Origin of the sequence: Pseudanabaena sp. BC1403 (assembly GCF_002914585.1) — a bacterium.
Classification (GTDB): domain Bacteria; phylum Cyanobacteriota; class Cyanobacteriia; order Pseudanabaenales; family Pseudanabaenaceae; genus Pseudanabaena.
The window spans coordinates 239,281-257,204 of sequence record NZ_PDDM01000001.1; the positions used below are offsets into that span (position 1 = coordinate 239,281).

Genomic DNA, 17,924 nt, shown 5'->3' on the forward strand with positions numbered 1-17,924 from the left:
CAATTACAAAAGGCTCAATAGGTGTTTCAGGGAGGTACTTTAGCTTAAATAGCTGAAATGCTTGATGTGCAATAGTTTTAGCCTCGGAGGGATTCGATGTTTGAAACACCTGTCATTAAAAGTACTGAGCCGTTTATCTTGTTTGACCTCCCCGAAATCCTACATTCAGCAGGTTAAATTTAAAATAAGGTATTTTTAATTAAGAGCAATCAAAATAGCCAAATGCCTCAGATAGACGTACAAGACATAGACCATCTAGGTATAATTGCTGGGATAGTAGATGAAATCGGGATAGTAGAAATCATAGATCGGGAGCTAGGAAGCCATCCGCAAGAGAAAGTAAGTGCGGGGCAAGTGGTGAAAGCGATGATATTGAACTGCATGGGTTTCTTGACGGCCCCTTTGTATTTATTCAGTGACTTTTTTTTAGGAAAAGCGACAGAACATCTAATCGGAGCAGGAGTAAAAGCAGAATATTTGAACGATAGTCGCTTGGGGAGAGTGATGGATCAACTATACGCATATGGCATCACGCTAATATTTGTGAAGATAGCGACAGAGATGTGTAAACGATTTGGAGTAAGCGTCAAGAATACGCATCTTGATGGCACAAGTATGTCAGTGCATGGGAAGTATCAAACAACGGAAACAGGAGAAGAAAATTTAGTCGAAGATGACTCAGCCGAGCCAGTAGCGATCGCAATTACGCAAGGATACTCACGAGACCATCGCCCAGACTTGAAACAATTTACATGGCATTTACTGACTAGTGAAGAAGAAGGAATCCCCATATTCATGAATATTGCAGATGGGAACAAAACAGACCAGAGCGCTTTTCCAGAGGTAATCAAAGCATTTCAGGCAGAATGGGAAGGAGAACAACCAGACTTGTACGTAATGGATGCAGCCTTCTATAGTGAAGCAAATCTGAGGGAATTTGGTCATAGCATCAATTGGATTAGCCGAGTACCAGCAACGATAAAAGCCGCACAGGAATTAATCCAAACTATATTGCCTGAACAATTCAGTGAGCAGAAAGACCACAAAGGTTATCGTTTTTGCGTAGTCTGTAGTACTTATGCGGGTATCAAACAGCAATGGATTGTTGTCGAAAGCCAACAACGCATGGAATCCGACCTCAAAACTTTATCGAAGCAGATAGAGAAAGCCTTAAAAGAGAAAGATAAAGGTCTAAAGAGCTTAATGAATAAAAGTTTTGCCTGTGAAGCTGATGCCCTCAGTGCGATCACGGACTTTGAGAAAACGCTGAATTACCACAGTCTTGATGAACCTAAAATCCTTGCTCAACCGCATTATTCGCAAAGAGGTCGTCCCAATACTGAAGCAACTCATCATTCCTTTCACATTCAGTCAACTTTAGTCGAGAACCCTGTAATCATTGCTGTTCATCGTCAACAGGTTGGGCGCTTTATTCTTGCCACCAATTCGCTGGATTCTGAAAAATGGACTGAATGCGAAATCTTACGGGAATATAAGGGACAGCAACCTACGGAACGGGGATTTCGCTTTCTCAAAGACCCTCTATTCTTTGCTTCCAGCGTTTTTCTCAAAAATACGAAACGGATCATGGCTTTGGCGATGATCATGACTCTTGCTCTCATGGTCTATAGTTTGGGGCAAAGACAACTCAGACGGGCTTTAGAGAACGCCAATGCGACTCTTCCTGATCAAAAAGGTAAGCCCTCCCCTCGCCCTACTTTACGTTGGATACTTCAGTGCTTTCTCTCTGTCCATTTGGTCTTTCTTGACCATCTTAAATATCAGATTAAGCTTAATGATAGACAAAATCTAATTTTGCAGTTTCTCGGAGCCTCTTCTCGTAAATATTATTTTTTGTCTTAAATAACCTGCTGAATGTAGGCGAAATACCTATAGAGCCTTATTTATTAGGTGATCGCACAGATGGACACAACAAAGCGATCACCAAGTCAGCGCTTTGTTGTGTCCATCTGTAACAATTCAAGGATGAATTTACAAAACTGTAATGTGGTTTTCTGGAACTTCTAGCACTTCACCAGATTGAGTTTTTATAGTGCAAATTTTGATAATTAAACCGTCAAATTCTTCTTTAGAGCGTTTAATAACCGTGCAAAGTTTACCGTTATACCAAGCTTGAGAAGTGGTTAGAGCCTGTTTAGGTTTTGTGTCTGCGGGTACGGTTGCGATACTACCTAGAATGTTTAGAGTTAACTGTCTGCTAGCTGTCTGTTTTGGTGCTGTAGTTTGCGCTGGTACTAGATCGGGAATGAGTGATAGTTGCATAATAGATTAATTCTGATTGTAATAATTTTGAGTGCGATCGCCTAGTTATGAGATAGGCGATCGCTATTTGTTTTTAATACCAAGAAACCTTGGAGGGATCGTATTTTACTTGGCAAGGTAAAATAGACCTCTCAAGTGCCCATAAGTAAAGCTCTGTATCGATGTAGGGCAGATCGTAGCGTTCTGAAAACAGCCAATGCTTAGAGCTTGAGATAATCCATCTAACCCCAATAGACCAAGCCAAAAAATGTACCTTTGCAGAATGATTCATAGTCTATCCTTGATAAGTTTTGCCATCAATAGAAACTGATGTCACTATAGACATCTCTTCAAAAGGGAACGGCTTTGTATTGAAATGCTTGCCTAGAAAATATTCACAGATACTTTCATCAGTGCCATTAATAGCGGTTGACCATGTATAGCCGTTTTCCGTCGTAACGGTTGCAAGGCGAAAGCCTTGTTTTTGGTAATGTTCAGTGAGACTCATCATTTATGCCCTTACTTGCTAAAGCTTGAAAGATCGAAAAGAGCGGAACCAAGAAGAGCTAGTTTCTTGATAGGTTTCCAAGTCTGTTCTTGAGAGCCATCCCATTGAATAAGAGCCATTTTGCCCTTAACTTCTAGTACTGTCCCGATCTGGTTTTCACGCTTACCAGTTCCCATAATGCGATCGTCTTTTTTCATTGCTATACCTATGTTTTAATAGCGTAATGCTATTGACTTTAGAGCAGTAATCTAATATTGTCAATAGTGTAACGCTATTAAATTAAGCCGTGAGTCAGCAATTACATTTTTTCAATCCATCACAAACGGAACTCGATCTAGAGTTGCCTAAACGTGGAAACCCAAATTTTAAAAACAAATATTTTGCGGGCAAGACTAAACCTGTAAGGATACCGATCGCTTTAGTTAACCAAGTCCAAAATTATCTAGAGAGTCTTGAGATAGGAAATCAGCAAAGCTTTATTCCAGAAAATGAAGTATGCAAGATTAGCGTTACGCTATTAAAACTCGATCCTAAGAGGTTTCAATATAAGCTCGTTCATGGCTCTACAGGCTCTACAGGGAGTTTGAGAGAGATTAAGCAATGGGATAGCAATCTAGCGGGTTTAATTTTGGTATGGCGCGATCCTTTTGACCGTAAAACCTATGTGGTTAATGGTCACAATCGCGTAACCCTAGCGATGAATTTAGGTGTTAGTGATTTATGGGTTAGATATATCAATGCTGATACAGATATAGAAGCAAGGGCGATCGGTGCGCTTGCAAATATTGCTGATGACAATGGCACTGCGATAGACGCTGGTAAGTTCTTTCGAGACAGAAAGTTAAGCGCTGGGAACTTGCCTAAAAATATCGACATGAAAAAAACGATCTGCTCGCAAGGTTTAGCGATCGCCAATCTACATGATGATTTATTTGACTATCTAGTACAAGGTGAGATGAGTTTAGCGATCGCTGTTGCCATTGGTGAGACATTGCCAGATCGAGATCTGCAAGTTGATTTGTATGAACTACTTAAAAAAGAGAGACGCAATATCAGCGCTGATGTAATTCGAGAGCTAGCTGATATCGTGCTAAATGCCTCTAGACAGAATAGCGTAACGCTATTTGATTTAGGTTGTTTTATGGCTAGCAATGCCTTACAACTTGCAGAATTACAGGCTTATATCAAACAGCGATTGTCACGCGATCGCCGCCTATTTCGCACCGTCGCAAAGTCTCGCAATGCGGAAAGTTTGAGCCGTGCTAATAACCACATTGACCGTGATAAATCTGCACAAATTGCTGATGAGAGCGATTATGTTTTGAGGTTATTTGATGAGTTAAAGGCTTATAAAAATAGCGTTACGCTATTGCTTAATGAGTTTGCTGATAGGTTAGGCAATGGCGAAAATTGCAAGGATGATTGCTATACAGCTATTTGTGAATATCTCACTAGCGTGACTTTGCGAGATTTGGCAGCATAGGAAGGCGATCGCAGATTTTGCGATCGCCTTCCTATGCTGGTTTCCTCATTAGTGAGGTTAGTAAAATTTATTTTTAGGTTCTGATGTTATAAACCGAGATCTTATATCTGGCTTCTCAGAATATTTAGCTCATCAGTTGCAGGATCTACGTCCTCGCAAAATTCAACTGCAATCTTAATTCTAACTTTGCCTTTCTTCCAAGTCGAGCCAACCATCAGTACTTCACAGTCAGCCCCATCAATTACCCAAGTTTGCTTTGTTATTTCTTCGCTCAACATTAGCTGTTGGTAAGCTAGATCAATATAGTCTTTAACCTTATATAAACTGCCATAAGTTAAAGGCATCAGAGGATCTCTAGCAATAACACTATCAGGGAGCAGCGTGCGAAATTCAGACATTAGCTATCTCCCTGTACTCTCCGCGATAGCTAACAACTTTTCAGACACAACATGATCTATGACGGCAATTTGATTCAAGCTCATACGCATTGATTTAATTTTCCCTACAAGACTGTCAAACTCTGAAGCTGAAGCTTTATCACCCTTAAGGCAGTCGTGCAAATTATCTAGACTCATGCCCAAAACTTTGGCAATTGCTACTAAGTTTTGATGATCAGGCTCTGAGAGGCAATTTTCCCAACCAGTTACCGCAGTATGACTTACACCAAGCATCCTAGCAAAAGCAGATTTACTCATTGAGCCTCGTTTTTGCTTTATTAACTCTGCTAGTTTTTCACGCTCTTCAAGTGTCATAGCGTTGATAGATAAATGCGTACATTCAAGATTACATTAATTCATTGAATTCATGCTTGCATTATTGAATATACTCATGCAATTATTGAATGTGTAAATTCAATTTTGCAAGTAGACATGTCAGCCAAAGTACCTTTACAAGCACGGATTGATCAAGACATCGACATCAAGCTACGAGAAATAGCAGCAAAGCATCGCAAACGTCCTAACGTGATTGTTGACGCAGCGCTTCGCCATTGCTTCTCAAGTCACCATTTCTTGACAAAACTCGAAGAACAACTCACCAACAAAAAAGAAGAGATCGATCGCTAGTTACGAGCTAGGCAATCGACCTCTTCTTTTTTTTGCATTCAGTACCACAATTCAACGCCGAGGTAATCATGCAATCAAATCATCTTAAAGCAACTTTCTATGTATCTAACAACAGATACACATTCAGAACAAACGACGGTGTGCTTACAGGGCATTGCCATGCACCAAACCCTGCTCGGTTTCGCCGCGCCCTTGATGCACAGTACGCACTACTGATCGAGCAAGGCTACTCACCCGAAATCATCAATTCACCAATTGAAGGTTAAACCCATGACAAACATGGTTAGTCTCAAAACTCGCACCGAAAACCCTGCGCTGACCTTCCATATAGATACCTATCTAGAAGCAACCAAAACCCAGCGCAAACCACACATCTCAATCCAAAGATTCATCGAACTGGATGTAGTTCGCGAAGCCGCCCTCATTCATGTAGCCATCACCGCAGGATTTATAGAGCGATCGCCCATCCAAATATTTCTCCCAACAGAAATCTGGAATCAATGCATAGACCTCATCAACCAATTGCGAGAAACACCATGAACATAGCCACGATTTTGAGCGACCTTCCTTTACCAGTTTTAGAAGAAATTCTATCTCTATCCTCAAGCGCGAAAGCCTTACTCATGAACGAGTTAACCGATGAAGTAGCCGAAAGAATAGAAGGGTTTGAAGTTCCCAACCTCAGTGCAACTTCTACTCAATGGCTCAAATCTCTCAACACAAGGGAAACACTCGCAATCATCAAAGAACTATCCGAGCAACTGCTCTCAGAGGTGACTAAATGAGAGCAATCCTTCTCTCACTACTACTCCTAGCAGCTCACTATCAACCCGCCCAAAGCTACAGCCAAGATCCTCGAAGCTGTGCCGATCCACGTACACAATACCCAAGTAATCCCCCATGTCAGAAAAACCCCGCGAACTTGAATTAATTGAAGGCTTTTACAGCTTTGCCGACAAAGTTGCAACCCTAATCAACACAGAGATAGTCGCCGCCCTTGGCGAAGATGCAGATTGGGAGCATCATGCAGGGCGCGATGAGATCCCTCAATGTTTTTCAAAAAATTTCTCACCAGAAAGATTTAAACGCCTATCCGATCTCTGGACATTGCGCGAATCAGCTAGCGGTTACTCTTGCGATTTATCCGAGTACGACCCCGCCGAATGGGCTAAGGAGTTGAGCAAAACCTCCACAACAGAAAAGCCCCTGAACGCCTATGACATAAAGGAAATTGCTCTTTATGTTGCCTCGCTCAAGGTTGGTGTTGGAATTCCGTATGTATCGGAAGGAAAAACGTGGGAAACAGATGCAGATGTGCAAAGAAATTTAGCGGCTCACTATGCCGAACACTGTTTCCGAGCGCAGGAATCATCTGAGAGATTGTACGCGGAGGTTCAAAGTCTCAAAGAGCAGATTTTGGAGTACGAAGCAACTAGGGAACAGCAACGAGAATTAATGATTGAAGCGGCTAACAATCACAGAGCCGCACAGTCACGAGTTGACTCACTCACTCGCGACATCAAAGAACTTCAAGATAAATTTACCTGCTTCAAAGCCGATGCTGTCACCAGCTTAAAAGCCATTGACCTTTGCATCTTGGCAACACTCCCAACAGAAAACCAATCCCTTACACACCGCGCTCGTAACTTCAGAATGAAGCACATTCACCAAATCATCTTGAACGAGGTAGCAAGCTTGAGCGATCGCAAACTAATCACCTATGAGGATGACTACTAATGCCCAAATACAGGCTAGACGAGTATCGCTTTCTTCGTGGCAAGCTCACTCGCAATATGCCAATTTGGCTAGAAGAAATCAAAATCCAACCCGATGGCGAGATTTATTACACAGAAAATTATGTACAAATCAGCCTAATCAAACTTCTCAAATATCTCAAACGTTACAGCCCAAATATCACAAGCCCCTATGACAACTGACACTGAGATTAGAGCAGATGAAGGAATTGAAGATAAATCTTGTCCTTCTTGTAAATCCGAGGATCTACATACTTTTCACGATCCTGTTTTGCCCATCGCATATCTGACCTGCAATGTATGCGGTGCTGGTTGGGAAGAAGAAACCACTTCTTGGGCTGAACAAGACAGACAAAAGACTAACTAACCAATCATGCGATCGCAAATTTACCCAGTGAAATTGCGATCGCCTAACTATTTTTTGAAATCCATGAAAAACATCAAAGGAAACGCGAATCAACTCAAAACCATGCTGAAGCTTTGCAGTACTCACGGCTGGGAGCTTAAGAAGGTCATCAGCTCACGACAAAAAGAAGGGAGCCATTTATTTGTTGGCGAGGTTAGAGCTGAGTTTTACTGTCATCGCAACAAACCCACACACGCTAGAGGAAATGTCTACATCAATATCCGCAGTGATGGCACTGTAGACCAAGGCTATGAAAGCGATCTTCATTCCGAGCTTATTCGGTACTTCCAAAAAGCAGATATCCCCACCGACCCCTCTAAAAATCTTGGCAAAGGACTCAGATAACCAACGCGATCGCCTAATTACCAAATCAAAACTATGGATTTCAAGGAATTTTATGAAACGAGGTTTCCCCCAGAGCTAAAAACAGATTTTGAAGCATTTTTACTTGAAAAAGATGCACGTAAATCCTATTCAGAAGACATGAAATTTGAAATTGTAACCGCTTTTGTTGCTGGCTACACAGCCAACATGAGGCGCAACATCGACACCCGCCGAAAGGTGATGAACGCGATTGATAACCACATAGAAAAACTTTGTGATTTGCCATGCCAATGAACCGCAAACTTTATCCACCTGACTGGGATGCGATCGCACTTCAAATCAAAGAGGCAGCTAACTGGCAATGTCAAGAATGTGGAAAGCCTTGCCGAAAGCCAAAAGTTGATTGGATTGACTTTGTGGAATGGCTAGTAAAAGAAGGGAATCTCAATTGGTATAACGAGACTTGTGACTATATTGCGTGTGATGAATCTGGGGAATGGGGATACAAAGAACGCCCACACAGATTTACTCTCACCGTCGCACATCTTAACCATCAGCCTGAAGATTGCAGTCCCGAAAACTTAAAAGCTCTCTGTTTCCCGTGTCATGCCAGATACGACACCTCACAAATGCAACTCAAAAAACGGCTCAAAGCCGAGCGTCTAGGTCAAATGTCACTGCTTTAAAACCATGCCCTCAACACAAATAATTGATGAACTTTCACAAGCTCACCTCAAAGAATGGGAGCAAACAGACCCAGATATAGTGCGGATGAATGTCCGCACTATATCTGATGAGCGAACAATCAGCTATCTACTAGGCTGGAAAACAGGACGCTGGAAAAGCGGATGGCAAAACGGGGGCGGGTGGGCTGTCTGGGGTGATAGCCTCGGACGTGACACCGCATATTCAGGATTTCAATTTAAGCCCGATAGTCCCCGAATTGTTGTCAATGGCGACAAAGAAAAAGCCCTTAAATACGAATCTCCCCTCAAATCTAGCAAAGAAGCCCCTCCTGAGCCTTTATTCTTAAAAGTGCCCGATCGCATTTGGGAGAGCATAGCCAAACGGTGGGAAGTGCCAATCTTACCCGACGATTATCCGCAGGGGTTTTGGTCCTGGGTAAAAAACAATACCCGTGTACCAATAATCCTGACTGAAGGAGCTAAAAAAGCAGGCGCAACTATTACTAATGGTTTCGTCTGCATCTCAATCGCGGGTGTGAGTAATGGTCAATTTCATGGGCGAATCTCTCCCATGATTAAAGATTTTGTTGGGACTGGGAGATCTGTTTACCTCGCTTTTGATAGTGATCTGCACATCAAACCAGCCGTAAAACATGAGTTAGATCGCCTATCTCGACTCATTGCCAAACATGGAGCCGTACCAGAGCTATTAATCTGGGAACACAACGATGAAACCAAAGGCTTAGATGACCTCATCGCCGCCAAAGGTGGACAGATATTAGATCTTTTAGTCGAGAAAGCTGTCACCTTTGAAGAATATCGCAAGCAAGAAATACTACAACTTGAACGCGAAGACCCTGACGCGCCGCCCATCTCCGAACATTTCAACCAGATCGCCCAGAAAAAACTATTTAGCGATCGCCGTTGGGTTTGTATCCACGATACTTTGCACTATTGGACGGGCACTCATTACGAAGCAAGTCCCGACCCAGTAGAAAAGCGCCGCATAAGTGAATTTTGTAATAAATTTCTGGTTTACGATGAGCGCACCAACAGGCGGACTTATAAATATGCCGATGAGAAAAGCGTTAACGCTGTACTTAAATGGGCTAAAGTCCAATTCGGTATCGATCCGCAGACTGTCAACTCCACAGGCTTAAATCTTGCCAATGGTATTTTGACTATTGAATGGAAAGACAAAATACCAAGCTGGACACTTAGAAAACATCACCCTGAGCTAGTTTATACCTACTGCTCCAAGGTCAAATACAACCCAAAAGCCGATCCTGAACCATGCGATCGCCTATTAATTGCCCTTGATGATGCTCAAAGAGATGTATTTCTCAAAACCATAGCCGCATCATTTGATTTAAGGACTGTTCGTAAGTTCAACCCCTCTCGCTTGCGTGGATTATTACTGCAAGGTGACGGCTCAAATGGTAAAGACTCACTGCGATCGGCAATTTCTAAAATATTTGCCCTTGGTATTACTGGTTGCTCCTTGCGAGACTTCCAAGAATACGACAACGCTAAAAAATTCGCGCTTGCAAAACTAGAATTTAGCCGTATAAATTGGGCATCAGAAAATCACTCACGTTTAAGCCTTGATAGTCTGCAATCACTCAAAAACGTGCTTACAGGCGATCCGATCGATATCGAGCGCAAAACTGTAGATGATTACAGCGTGGAACCCGCTTGCATCGTGCTTTTGAATTGCAACGAAGCCCCATCAATTGTCGGCGCACAAAAGGCTATTGAATCCCGATATGCGATCGTCAAATTTACAAAAAGTTTTGAAGAGAATCCCAACCATCCAGACCATTTACCCGTCGATCCACGTTTTAAGAACGATCCAGATTTCCTACAAGATCATGTTTGCCCTGCTTTGCTCAATCGCTTGCTAGATGCCCTTGTCAGGCTCATGACAGAGGGTATTGATTACAAGCCTTTATCTGGAGCAATCCAAGAAGCTAAAGAGGCAAGCTGCCACCTCATCCGATGGGCAGCAGATATCAAGTTAGAGCAAGGCAATGGACGGGTTAAATTAGGCGACCTGTTTGACAGCCTTACTGCTTGGTATGAAGAGCAGGGCATTTTAGAGATCGAAATTACCGATAAAGGAAACAAAAAGTATCAATGGTTAGATGAAGGTAGCCGCTTCGATCCTTGGGTTAGAGCCTCAAGGTTAATGAGGCAAAGCTTAACCAAAATCTTTCCTAAAGTGCGTTTCAGCGAAAAAACCGAGTATGGATTCTTTGCTATTGGTATTCAATCTACAAATTTTGCAATTTCTCCTAATTTTGGTTCATTTGGTTCAGGAGAAAAAGAAAACATAGATATAGAAAGGGTTTCAATGGCTGAACCAAATCCTGAACCAAATAATAATGGTTCATTTTTCCTGAACCAAATTAAGGCTGAACCAAATTTGCATCCTGAACCAAATAATTTTCACCCTGAACCAAAAAAAGCTGACAACCACGCCATTCCTGAAGCAAATGAACCTCCTGAACCAAATCTACAAGTAACTAATAATTACTCACAGAAAAAATCAAAAAAACTTGAAGTGGGAAAAACTGTTTCTCTAAAAAGTGGCTTTTTCTCAGGGCAAAGAGTTGAAATCCTTGCTATCAAGGAGGATGGTCAGTTAGAGGTAAGGAATAAGAACTGGATTGAAGGCACTACCCAGATTGTGAAACCTGAAGAGGTGACAGTATGAAAAAGGATTGGATACCCACAGAGCAAGCCGCCGTCGAGCTTGGTATTACTCCCAGACAATTGAGAAAGCTTCGCTTACAAGGTGTTTTTAAAGCTGGTAAGCATTACCGTAAAAAAAATCCAATCGCTGCCAGACCAACTTATGTTTGGCATTGCGATCGGTGTGCAAAAGTTCTCGAATGATAATTAATCCCCCCGCAAATTTAGTCCTAATTTTAGTCTAGTCTTTTTCAACCTAGCCTAAAACTGGCTTGTAGAATACAATCCATAAAATAGATAGCCTGATTTGTAATCAGCAGGTCACGAGTTCGAGTCTCGTCCCCAGCTTAATTTTCATAACCCTAAAAAGCCTTGCAATGCAAGGCTTTTTAGGGTTATGAAAATTAAAATAATCATACCCAATACTAGCTAATGCGAGTTTTATTGGGTTGGGTTTGAGAGCAAAGCGCGGTAATTATGCAATACTGCTGCGCTTACGAGACTCTTTGTAGGAAGTGGTCACATTGCGTAAACCAGACTTCACCATTTGCTGCTCTAAAATTGCAAAAAATCTGCGGCGATCGCTACCAGTGACAACCGCCTGATTATGAGCCTCAGCAAGTGCCACAGGATAGCCATAGCCTTTTTGTACTTGGGCGAGAATGATTTGCAAAGCTTGCGATCGCAGTTCTAGATCCAATGTAGTCCAAGCTGGCATCTCAATTCGGGCGATTTCTGTCCCGACATGAAGATAACAAAAATAAATTTGATGTTCTCCATATTCCTGCAAAATTCTTGCGTGGCTTTTCCAAAAAGGACTGCATTCTCCCACTTTTAATAGCCGCCCCCATAAAGTGCCATCTCGCAATGGTTGAATTTGACTACAAGGAGCGGAATCCAGAGGCTTAGCATCACAATGGGTCTTGCAATCAGGTTGCTCAAAAGGACAGATTTGTAAACGCAAAAAATTGGTGGTTTCCGCAGCGCGAGGAGCACTGATATATCCTGCCAAAGGAATTCGTCGAGCTTTCAGATCATCCCATGCAGCCAGTATATCTGGCAAAAGTTGCGATCGCGCATCAGCAGGAATCTCATCAAATTCCCAATGAACTAAAGCTCCATCGGTGAAAGCTAACATCGGTAGTTTAGGACTACTAGCAAGCGTTTCTACGGCTAAATTTGCTAGGGCAACATTTTCGGCAACCGTACGCTTAAAAGTCATCCATTGTTCAGTCTGAATTCCCCATTGACGAGCTTTATAGAGGTCTTCCGTTTTATAAAATACTTCAGGTACATTATCCAGTAATGGATAGATGCCAGAGTTATAATAAATCGCGACTCGACCAATATTAATCAAATAGCAATAAGCAATTTCATGGCGACTTGGTGCTATTTGTGAGCCATCAGTGGCTAATACCATGTGTGATGTGGAGACAGGTGATATTGCTTGAATTTCTGATAAAGCTTCAACTGGCTCAGCACAATTAAAAATATAGCGATCGCGATATTGCTCACTTTGTTGATTGAGCGATGCTTGATTAACAACTGCTTCGTGAAATATGATTTCTGCGCGATCGAGTTTGCCTGTCAATTGCTGTGCTTCTCTGTGCAGTTGTTCAGACATTCCTTGCATCTGTCCCATCAATTTCTGTAAATCGAGCATAATCTTCTTTCGATGTTTGAACTAAATAACTGATGTTCCGTAGAGCCAAAATCTTTACTGTCCAAGTAGTAGGCGGTACAGATTTTGGAATTTTATATTTAATTTTGCTTAGCTACTTAATCACTTTCATAAGAGCCGAAAGCTTTTTCAATTATTGGTGTTTAGGAGAAGCGATCGCTATTCCCGTATAGCCAAATTTTGGGAATATTCAAAAGGCACGCGATGCTTTTAGGGTTTTATGTCTTAACTCAATAATTACTATAGCTATAGTCCATTGATATCAATAGATTTATTGTAAAATTATCAAGGTTAATACAGCTTTTATCCTAATTTTTAGCAAATCCAACAGAATTTACTAGATTGGCTCTACCAAATTCTCGAATTAAAGTATTTTTTTTAGTCGTAGCCACGATCTCATCCGTTGTGGCACTCACGGCGATGTATCTAGATTACGATGAACTGGTTTATATCTGTCTTGGCGTGATCTTTACAATCATCTTGCCAATACTCGTACCGCCATTTCTAATTGCGATCGCCAATTCTCCTCTCGGTAAACATTGGGATATTACGCTGTCTAGCATTTTAGCTGGAGTAGCGTTGTTCATGGCGGCTCATGTCACTGAGCTTGATCTTGCCTTTGCACGATGGTTTGATAGCCTGAAGTGGGAGGCTTTAGGGGCGGTAGGACAGATTTTAATTGCGATTTTGGCGGTGTGGGTGGCATGGCGACAAAACCAAATCTCGGAAAGTTTAACGGGACAGCAAAATGTCATTACCCAACAGCAAACTATTGATTCATATTTTCAAGGGATTTCTGACTTAGTACTTGATCCACAAGGACAACTGGAAGACTGGCCGTTAGAAAGAGCGATCGCCCAAGCCAGAACCGCAGCATTGCTAGGTGGTTGTGATGGCGATGGACGCGCCAAGATTATTCGATTTCTATCTAGTGCTAATCTTTTAACGCCACTGAAACGTGATGGATTACTTGGCCGCCCGATTCTTGATGGAACGGGTGGCTATGTGGTCGATCTGGCTAATGGAGTGCGGGTGGTTAATTTGGGAATGATGTTAGCAAATCGTGATGTTTGCAATACGGATTTGCGAAATGCTGATTTGAGCGGCGCGAATTTGATTAAGACAAATTTTGTTAATTGCGATCTCACAGGAGCAAATCTTGTCGGCGCAATCTTGGCTAAGGCAAATTTGCGCGGCACGGATCTTAGTCGGGTGAAGCTGTTTTATGGCAAGCTAGAAACTGCTTCTCCCCGCGATCGCCAAAATCTCCCCAATTTCGAGACAGGTGAATATACGGGCGCGGTAGTCGAAGAGGCGGACTTTAGTAAAGCGATCGATCTATCCGAAGAAACGCGCCAATATCTCTGTGCATGGTGTGGCAAAAAATCTCGTAAAACTATTCCTGGAGGCTGTGAAGATGTACCAAATAGATTGGGGCGCTAAAAGTTACAAGGCTCAGCAGCGCAAAGCTTTACCAAAGGCGAAAAATCGAAATTTGGCGATCGCTTCTTTCTTCAGTTTGCAGATCTCCACATTGGCAATGCCGATGATTAGTTTTGCGGAAACTCTGACAATCCAATCTTCTCAGGAAGATATACCTGAAGAAATTTTACGCGCAGAAATCTATACTGATGCGCGATCGCCCATTGATGGCAAACAACTCACTGCTGCTGAATATACGGAACTCATGGAAAAGCTGCGATCGCTAGACAGTATTCCGCCTGAAGATTTTGTCTCTCCAAAAGTACGCGAAGTTATTGGTCTATTGAAGTTGCGTAAATTTTTGCGGCAATTTATCCCATTTATCCCTTAACAAAAATGGCTAACCCTAGACAGGTAAGGCGACGCAAAGCGCCGCCTTACCTGTCTAATGGGAACATTTTGTGAATTGGCTTTGTCTTTTTGCTGTGTGTTATTCATAAATAAATCAAGAAATTAGAACATGAAAATTCAAGCTACTATAATTGGGATGATTTCCGCGATCGCATCATTAGCGGTTATATCACCAAGCCATGCTAGTATTCAGACCCGCAATGCATTTTGTATGTACTTCGTAACTGGCTCTGTCACTCCTCAAGCAGCGATGCCCTGCACTGTCTCTTCTGATGTTGAAGTTTTCGATGCTGAGATAGTATGGAAAGATGGAGTGCGTCAATCCTTCAAAAACTACGATGGAGTGCCATTTACTTATAGAGACGATCGCGGTGGCAAAGTTTATAAAAAGCTTGGGCTTTATGATCCGAGTGAAAAATTTGATACTGTAAGTGATCGGGCTTATCAAATGGAAAATGGCACAATTTACATTTGGTGGAGAAGATAAATTCTAGCGACAGTTTATTTCATAACCAGAATCAAAAAGCACTATCTACAAAATGGCAATTATTATCGCGGGTGAACGTAGCGGTGTAGGCAAAACCACAGTAACTTTGGCACTATTAGCCGCAATGAAAGCGCGATCGCGATCCGCTGAATCTCCAGTGCAATCTTTTAAAGTGGGCCCTGATTACATCGATCCCATGTTCCATTCCTACATCACAGGGCTACCTTGTCGCAATCTCGATCCTGTTTTAACTTCCGAATCCTATGTAAAGTCCTGTTTTGCGAAACATAGTCAGAATGCTGAATATGCGCTCATTGAAGGAGTAATGGGGCTATTCGATGGTGCGACTGGCAAAGATGATACTGCTAGCACTGCTCACGTTGCGCGATTGCTAAATGTTCCCGTGGTCTTGATTCTCAACTGTGCTAGTACTTCTAGATCTATTGCCGCGATCGCACATGGATATCGCACCTTTGATCCTCGTATTCACATTGCAGGAGTTGTGCTTAATCGCGTTGGTAGCGATCGCCATTTAGAATTATTGACTCAAGCTCTAGAGCCATTGAATTTACCAATTCTAGGAGTTCTCCGCCGCCAAGATGATATCTCAATTCCCGATCGCCATTTAGGGCTAGTTCCCACTGCGGAAATGTCCGATCTCGATGGAATTATTGAGCGCTTGGCATATTTAGGCGAGACTTGTTTTGATTGGGAAAAGTTATTGCCATTGCTTGGAAGTCCTCCCCCACCAGCACTTTTTTCGATTGGGAGAGAGGAAGAAGAAATATTGCGGTCTAGGGGGGAGGGGCTTCGCATCGCGATCGCACAAGATAAAGCCTTCAGTTTTTACTATGCCGATAATCTTGATCTATTTCGAGAAATGGGTGCTGAATTAATTCATTGGAGTCCAATTAGAGATCGCACTTTACCTGAAAATATCCAAGGCTTATATTTTGGCGGCGGCTTTCCTGAAGTATTTGCAAGTGAATTAGCCGAAAATAAAACCGCTAGAGAATCCGTTCACAATGCCATCAAATCAGGCATTCCCACCTATGCTGAATGTGGTGGCTTGATGTATCTATGCGATCGCATTGTTGATTTTCAGGATCAATCATTCCCAATGGTGAATATTTTCCCGACGGCAGCAAAAATGGGAAAGCGCCTAACTCTCGGATATCGTCAAGCGATCGCTTTGCAGGATAGTCCGCTCATGAAAAAAGGCGATCGGATTTGGGGACATGAATTTCATCGCTCATCTTTAACCGAAATCTGCAATCAGCCCTTGTATTCTCTACAAGGCTACGACTCACACTTACAGTATGCATCCGAAGGCTGGCAAAAATATCAAGTTCACGCTGCCTATACCCATCTGCACTTTGGTGCACAAACTCATTTGCTAGATAGTTTTTTGTCCAGATGCCGTCATTCTTGCTAGGTTAAGAAAGATTAAAGCAGCACAAAGCGCTGCCTTAATCTTTTGGGGTACTTAATAAAATCTACAAATAGAACAAAGTTTGTAATCATGGCGATCGCTTAATCTGGCACTGGCTCACTAACCTCACAGCGCTTTACGATACAATTTAGTTTGAGTGGTTCGATCGCAGCAAATGTCAAACGTAGAAATCATCGAAAGAAAACTAGATACTAAGCCTGAGACAGCAGAGAAGGTAGTTGTCGGCTTGTCGGGCGGAGTAGATAGCTCTGTGGCGGCGGCTCTATTGCATCGCGCAGGATACGATGTCACAGGGCTGACGTTGTGGTTAATGCGTGGCAAGGGACAATGCTGCTCCGAGGGAATGGTCGATGCAGCACGACTATGCGAAGAATTAGGCATTCACCATGAAATTGTCGATAGTCGGGATGTCTTTGAACAAAGCATTATCAACTATCTGGTCACTGGCTATGCAGCAGGCTACACACCTCTGCCCTGTTCGCGCTGCAATAAAGCTGTAAAGTTTGCACCGATGATGACCTATGCTCGCGAAAAGTTGGGGATCAATAAAATTGCAACGGGGCATTATGCCAAGCTCAACTTCAATCCTGAATCAGGACGCTATGAATTGCGCCGCGCTGTTGACGATACTAAAGATCAGTCCTATTTTCTCTACGAAGTTGGACAAGAAGAATTAAGCTGCTGTATTTTTCCGTTAGGAGATACAACCAAAGTCGAAACTCGCAAAATCGCCGCCGAGTTCGGCTTAGCCACTGCCGAAAAGCCCGAAAGCATGGATCTATGCTTAGTCGAAGCAAATGGCTCGATGAAAGCATTTCTTGATAAATATCTCACTCCCGTCCAAGGCAAAATTGTTGATACACATGGCAATGTCTTGGGTGAGCATGATGGCACTTATCACTACACCATCGGTCAGCGCAAAGGGTTGGGTGTAGCGGCGGCAAATCCTCTGTATGTGGTTGCCCTCGATCCTATTAAAAATGAAGTTGTACTAGGCGATCGCTCAGAAGCCCACGACAAAGAATGCTCGATCAATCAAGTGAACTGGGTATCACTCGCTCCTACTGATCAGCCATTTCACGCCGAAGTGCAAGTGCGCTATCGGACGGCTCCAGCCCCTGCGACTATAATTCCCCTCGAAGGCGATCGCGCAAGGATTGTTTTTGATGAGCCACAATTTAGTATTGCTCCTGGTCAAGCGGCAGTTTTTTATCGTGATGACTTGTTACTCGGCGGCGGACTGATCGAATCCAAGCAATAGAAAAAGGGACGCTAAGCGTCCCTTTTTT

General features: G+C 42.7%; 26 protein-coding genes. 20 read left to right on the plus strand and 6 right to left on the minus strand.

Annotated features, from left to right (window positions below; genetic code table 11):
- Positions 1–222: 222 nt before the first annotated feature.
- Positions 223–1,863 carry an IS1634 family transposase gene (locus CQ839_RS01045; RefSeq protein WP_103666421.1) on the plus strand — a complete coding sequence of 547 codons (1,641 nt, stop codon included), beginning with the start codon at positions 223–225 and terminating at the stop codon, positions 1,861–1,863.
- Between the two features lie 129 nt (positions 1,864–1,992).
- On the opposite strand, the gene CQ839_RS01050 is transcribed toward CQ839_RS01045, so the two are convergent.
- From CQ839_RS01050 to CQ839_RS01060, 3 genes are all read right to left on the minus strand, one after another.
- The gene (locus tag CQ839_RS01050; RefSeq protein WP_103666422.1) at positions 1,993–2,283 is read right to left on the minus strand and encodes a hypothetical protein; all 291 of its coding nucleotides are present in this window, start codon (positions 2,281–2,283) and stop codon (positions 1,993–1,995) included.
- A gap of 274 nt (positions 2,284–2,557) precedes the next feature.
- Positions 2,558–2,773, minus strand: coding sequence for a hypothetical protein (locus CQ839_RS01055; RefSeq protein WP_146048667.1), 216 nt, complete (start codon positions 2,771–2,773; stop codon positions 2,558–2,560).
- An 8-nt stretch (positions 2,774–2,781) separates the two neighbouring features.
- A complete protein-coding gene (locus CQ839_RS01060) occupies positions 2,782–2,967 on the minus strand; it encodes a hypothetical protein (protein ID WP_103666424.1) in 186 nt (61 codons plus the stop codon).
- 89 nt (positions 2,968–3,056) lie between these two features.
- Here CQ839_RS01060 and CQ839_RS01065 point away from each other — a divergent pair, with 89 nt between their 5' ends.
- Entirely contained in the window at positions 3,057–4,253 is a 1,197-nt protein-coding gene (locus tag CQ839_RS01065; RefSeq protein WP_103666425.1) for a hypothetical protein, read from the plus strand.
- A gap of 101 nt (positions 4,254–4,354) precedes the next feature.
- Here the strand turns inward: CQ839_RS01065 and CQ839_RS01070 are convergent, their stop codons facing one another.
- Together CQ839_RS01070 and CQ839_RS01075 are read right to left on the minus strand one after the other, a co-directional pair.
- Positions 4,355–4,651, minus strand: coding sequence for a KGK domain-containing protein (locus CQ839_RS01070; RefSeq protein WP_103666426.1), 297 nt, complete (start codon positions 4,649–4,651; stop codon positions 4,355–4,357).
- A gap of 3 nt (positions 4,652–4,654) precedes the next feature.
- Positions 4,655–5,005, minus strand: coding sequence for a helix-turn-helix domain-containing protein (locus tag CQ839_RS01075; RefSeq protein ID WP_103666427.1), 351 nt, complete (start codon positions 5,003–5,005; stop codon positions 4,655–4,657).
- Positions 5,006–5,122: 117 nt separating this feature from the next.
- On the opposite strand from CQ839_RS01075, the gene CQ839_RS01080 reads away from it, so the two are divergent.
- The 12 genes from CQ839_RS01080 to CQ839_RS01130 all read left to right on the plus strand — a co-directional run bounded on the left by CQ839_RS01080 (position 5,123) and on the right by CQ839_RS01130 (position 11,385).
- Positions 5,123–5,317: a hypothetical protein gene (locus CQ839_RS01080; RefSeq protein WP_103666428.1), complete on the plus strand. Its 195-nt coding sequence runs from the start codon at positions 5,123–5,125 to the stop codon at positions 5,315–5,317.
- Between the two features lie 68 nt (positions 5,318–5,385).
- Positions 5,386–5,583, plus strand: coding sequence for a hypothetical protein (locus CQ839_RS24715; protein ID WP_146048668.1), 198 nt, complete (start codon positions 5,386–5,388; stop codon positions 5,581–5,583).
- Positions 5,584–5,587: 4 nt separating this feature from the next.
- Positions 5,588–5,857, plus strand: a complete 270-nt coding sequence (locus CQ839_RS01085) for a hypothetical protein (protein ID WP_146048669.1) — start codon at positions 5,588–5,590, stop codon at positions 5,855–5,857.
- Complete coding sequence (locus tag CQ839_RS01090; RefSeq protein WP_103666430.1) at positions 5,854–6,102, plus strand: hypothetical protein; 249 nt, start codon at positions 5,854–5,856, stop codon at positions 6,100–6,102. Before CQ839_RS01085 ends, CQ839_RS01090 begins: the two co-directional genes overlap by 4 nt.
- 115 nt (positions 6,103–6,217) lie before the next feature.
- A complete protein-coding gene (locus CQ839_RS01095) occupies positions 6,218–7,054 on the plus strand; it encodes a hypothetical protein (protein ID WP_103666431.1) in 837 nt (278 codons plus the stop codon).
- Positions 7,054–7,254 (plus strand): hypothetical protein, encoded by a 201-nt coding sequence (locus tag CQ839_RS01100; protein WP_103666432.1) that lies wholly within the window; start codon positions 7,054–7,056, stop codon positions 7,252–7,254. The genes CQ839_RS01095 and CQ839_RS01100 overlap by 1 nt, the downstream gene beginning before the upstream one ends.
- Complete coding sequence (locus tag CQ839_RS01105; RefSeq protein ID WP_103666433.1) at positions 7,244–7,438, plus strand: hypothetical protein; 195 nt, start codon at positions 7,244–7,246, stop codon at positions 7,436–7,438. Before CQ839_RS01100 ends, CQ839_RS01105 begins: the two co-directional genes overlap by 11 nt.
- 6 nt (positions 7,439–7,444) lie before the next feature.
- Positions 7,445–7,822: a hypothetical protein gene (locus CQ839_RS01110; RefSeq protein WP_146048670.1), complete on the plus strand. Its 378-nt coding sequence runs from the start codon at positions 7,445–7,447 to the stop codon at positions 7,820–7,822.
- Between the two features lie 33 nt (positions 7,823–7,855).
- Positions 7,856–8,095 carry a hypothetical protein gene (locus CQ839_RS01115; RefSeq protein WP_103666435.1) on the plus strand — a complete coding sequence of 80 codons (240 nt, stop codon included), beginning with the start codon at positions 7,856–7,858 and terminating at the stop codon, positions 8,093–8,095.
- A complete protein-coding gene (locus tag CQ839_RS01120; protein WP_103666436.1) occupies positions 8,086–8,487 on the plus strand; it encodes an HNH endonuclease in 402 nt (133 codons plus the stop codon). The genes CQ839_RS01115 and CQ839_RS01120 overlap by 10 nt, the downstream gene beginning before the upstream one ends.
- Before the next feature lie 4 nt (positions 8,488–8,491).
- Positions 8,492–11,203, plus strand: a complete 2,712-nt coding sequence (locus tag CQ839_RS01125) for a DUF3854 domain-containing protein (protein WP_103666437.1) — start codon at positions 8,492–8,494, stop codon at positions 11,201–11,203.
- The gene (locus CQ839_RS01130) at positions 11,200–11,385 is read left to right on the plus strand and encodes a hypothetical protein (protein ID WP_103666438.1); all 186 of its coding nucleotides are present in this window, start codon (positions 11,200–11,202) and stop codon (positions 11,383–11,385) included. The genes CQ839_RS01125 and CQ839_RS01130 overlap by 4 nt, the downstream gene beginning before the upstream one ends.
- A gap of 271 nt (positions 11,386–11,656) precedes the next feature.
- Here CQ839_RS01130 and CQ839_RS01135 read toward each other — a convergent pair whose 3' ends face one another.
- Positions 11,657–12,844, minus strand: a complete 1,188-nt coding sequence (locus tag CQ839_RS01135) for a DNA double-strand break repair nuclease NurA (RefSeq protein WP_103666439.1) — start codon at positions 12,842–12,844, stop codon at positions 11,657–11,659.
- Positions 12,845–12,876: 32 nt separating this feature from the next.
- On the opposite strand from CQ839_RS01135, the gene CQ839_RS24930 reads away from it, so the two are divergent.
- The 6 genes from CQ839_RS24930 to mnmA all read left to right on the plus strand — a co-directional run bounded on the left by CQ839_RS24930 (position 12,877) and on the right by mnmA (position 17,896).
- Positions 12,877–13,035 carry a hypothetical protein gene (locus tag CQ839_RS24930; protein ID WP_181016045.1) on the plus strand — a complete coding sequence of 53 codons (159 nt, stop codon included), beginning with the start codon at positions 12,877–12,879 and terminating at the stop codon, positions 13,033–13,035.
- Between the two features lie 247 nt (positions 13,036–13,282).
- Positions 13,283–14,305, plus strand: a complete 1,023-nt coding sequence (locus CQ839_RS01140; protein ID WP_103666688.1) for a pentapeptide repeat-containing protein — start codon at positions 13,283–13,285, stop codon at positions 14,303–14,305.
- Positions 14,280–14,675, plus strand: coding sequence for a hypothetical protein (locus tag CQ839_RS01145; RefSeq protein ID WP_258040587.1), 396 nt, complete (start codon positions 14,280–14,282; stop codon positions 14,673–14,675). The genes CQ839_RS01140 and CQ839_RS01145 overlap by 26 nt, the downstream gene beginning before the upstream one ends.
- A gap of 129 nt (positions 14,676–14,804) precedes the next feature.
- Positions 14,805–15,182 (plus strand): hypothetical protein, encoded by a 378-nt coding sequence (locus tag CQ839_RS01150; protein ID WP_103666440.1) that lies wholly within the window; start codon positions 14,805–14,807, stop codon positions 15,180–15,182.
- Between the two features lie 52 nt (positions 15,183–15,234).
- Complete coding sequence (locus tag CQ839_RS01155; protein ID WP_103666441.1) at positions 15,235–16,617, plus strand: cobyrinate a,c-diamide synthase; 1,383 nt, start codon at positions 15,235–15,237, stop codon at positions 16,615–16,617.
- Between the two features lie 172 nt (positions 16,618–16,789).
- Positions 16,790–17,896 carry a tRNA 2-thiouridine(34) synthase MnmA gene (mnmA, locus tag CQ839_RS01160; protein ID WP_103666442.1) on the plus strand — a complete coding sequence of 369 codons (1,107 nt, stop codon included), beginning with the start codon at positions 16,790–16,792 and terminating at the stop codon, positions 17,894–17,896.
- Positions 17,897–17,924 lie beyond the last annotated feature (28 nt).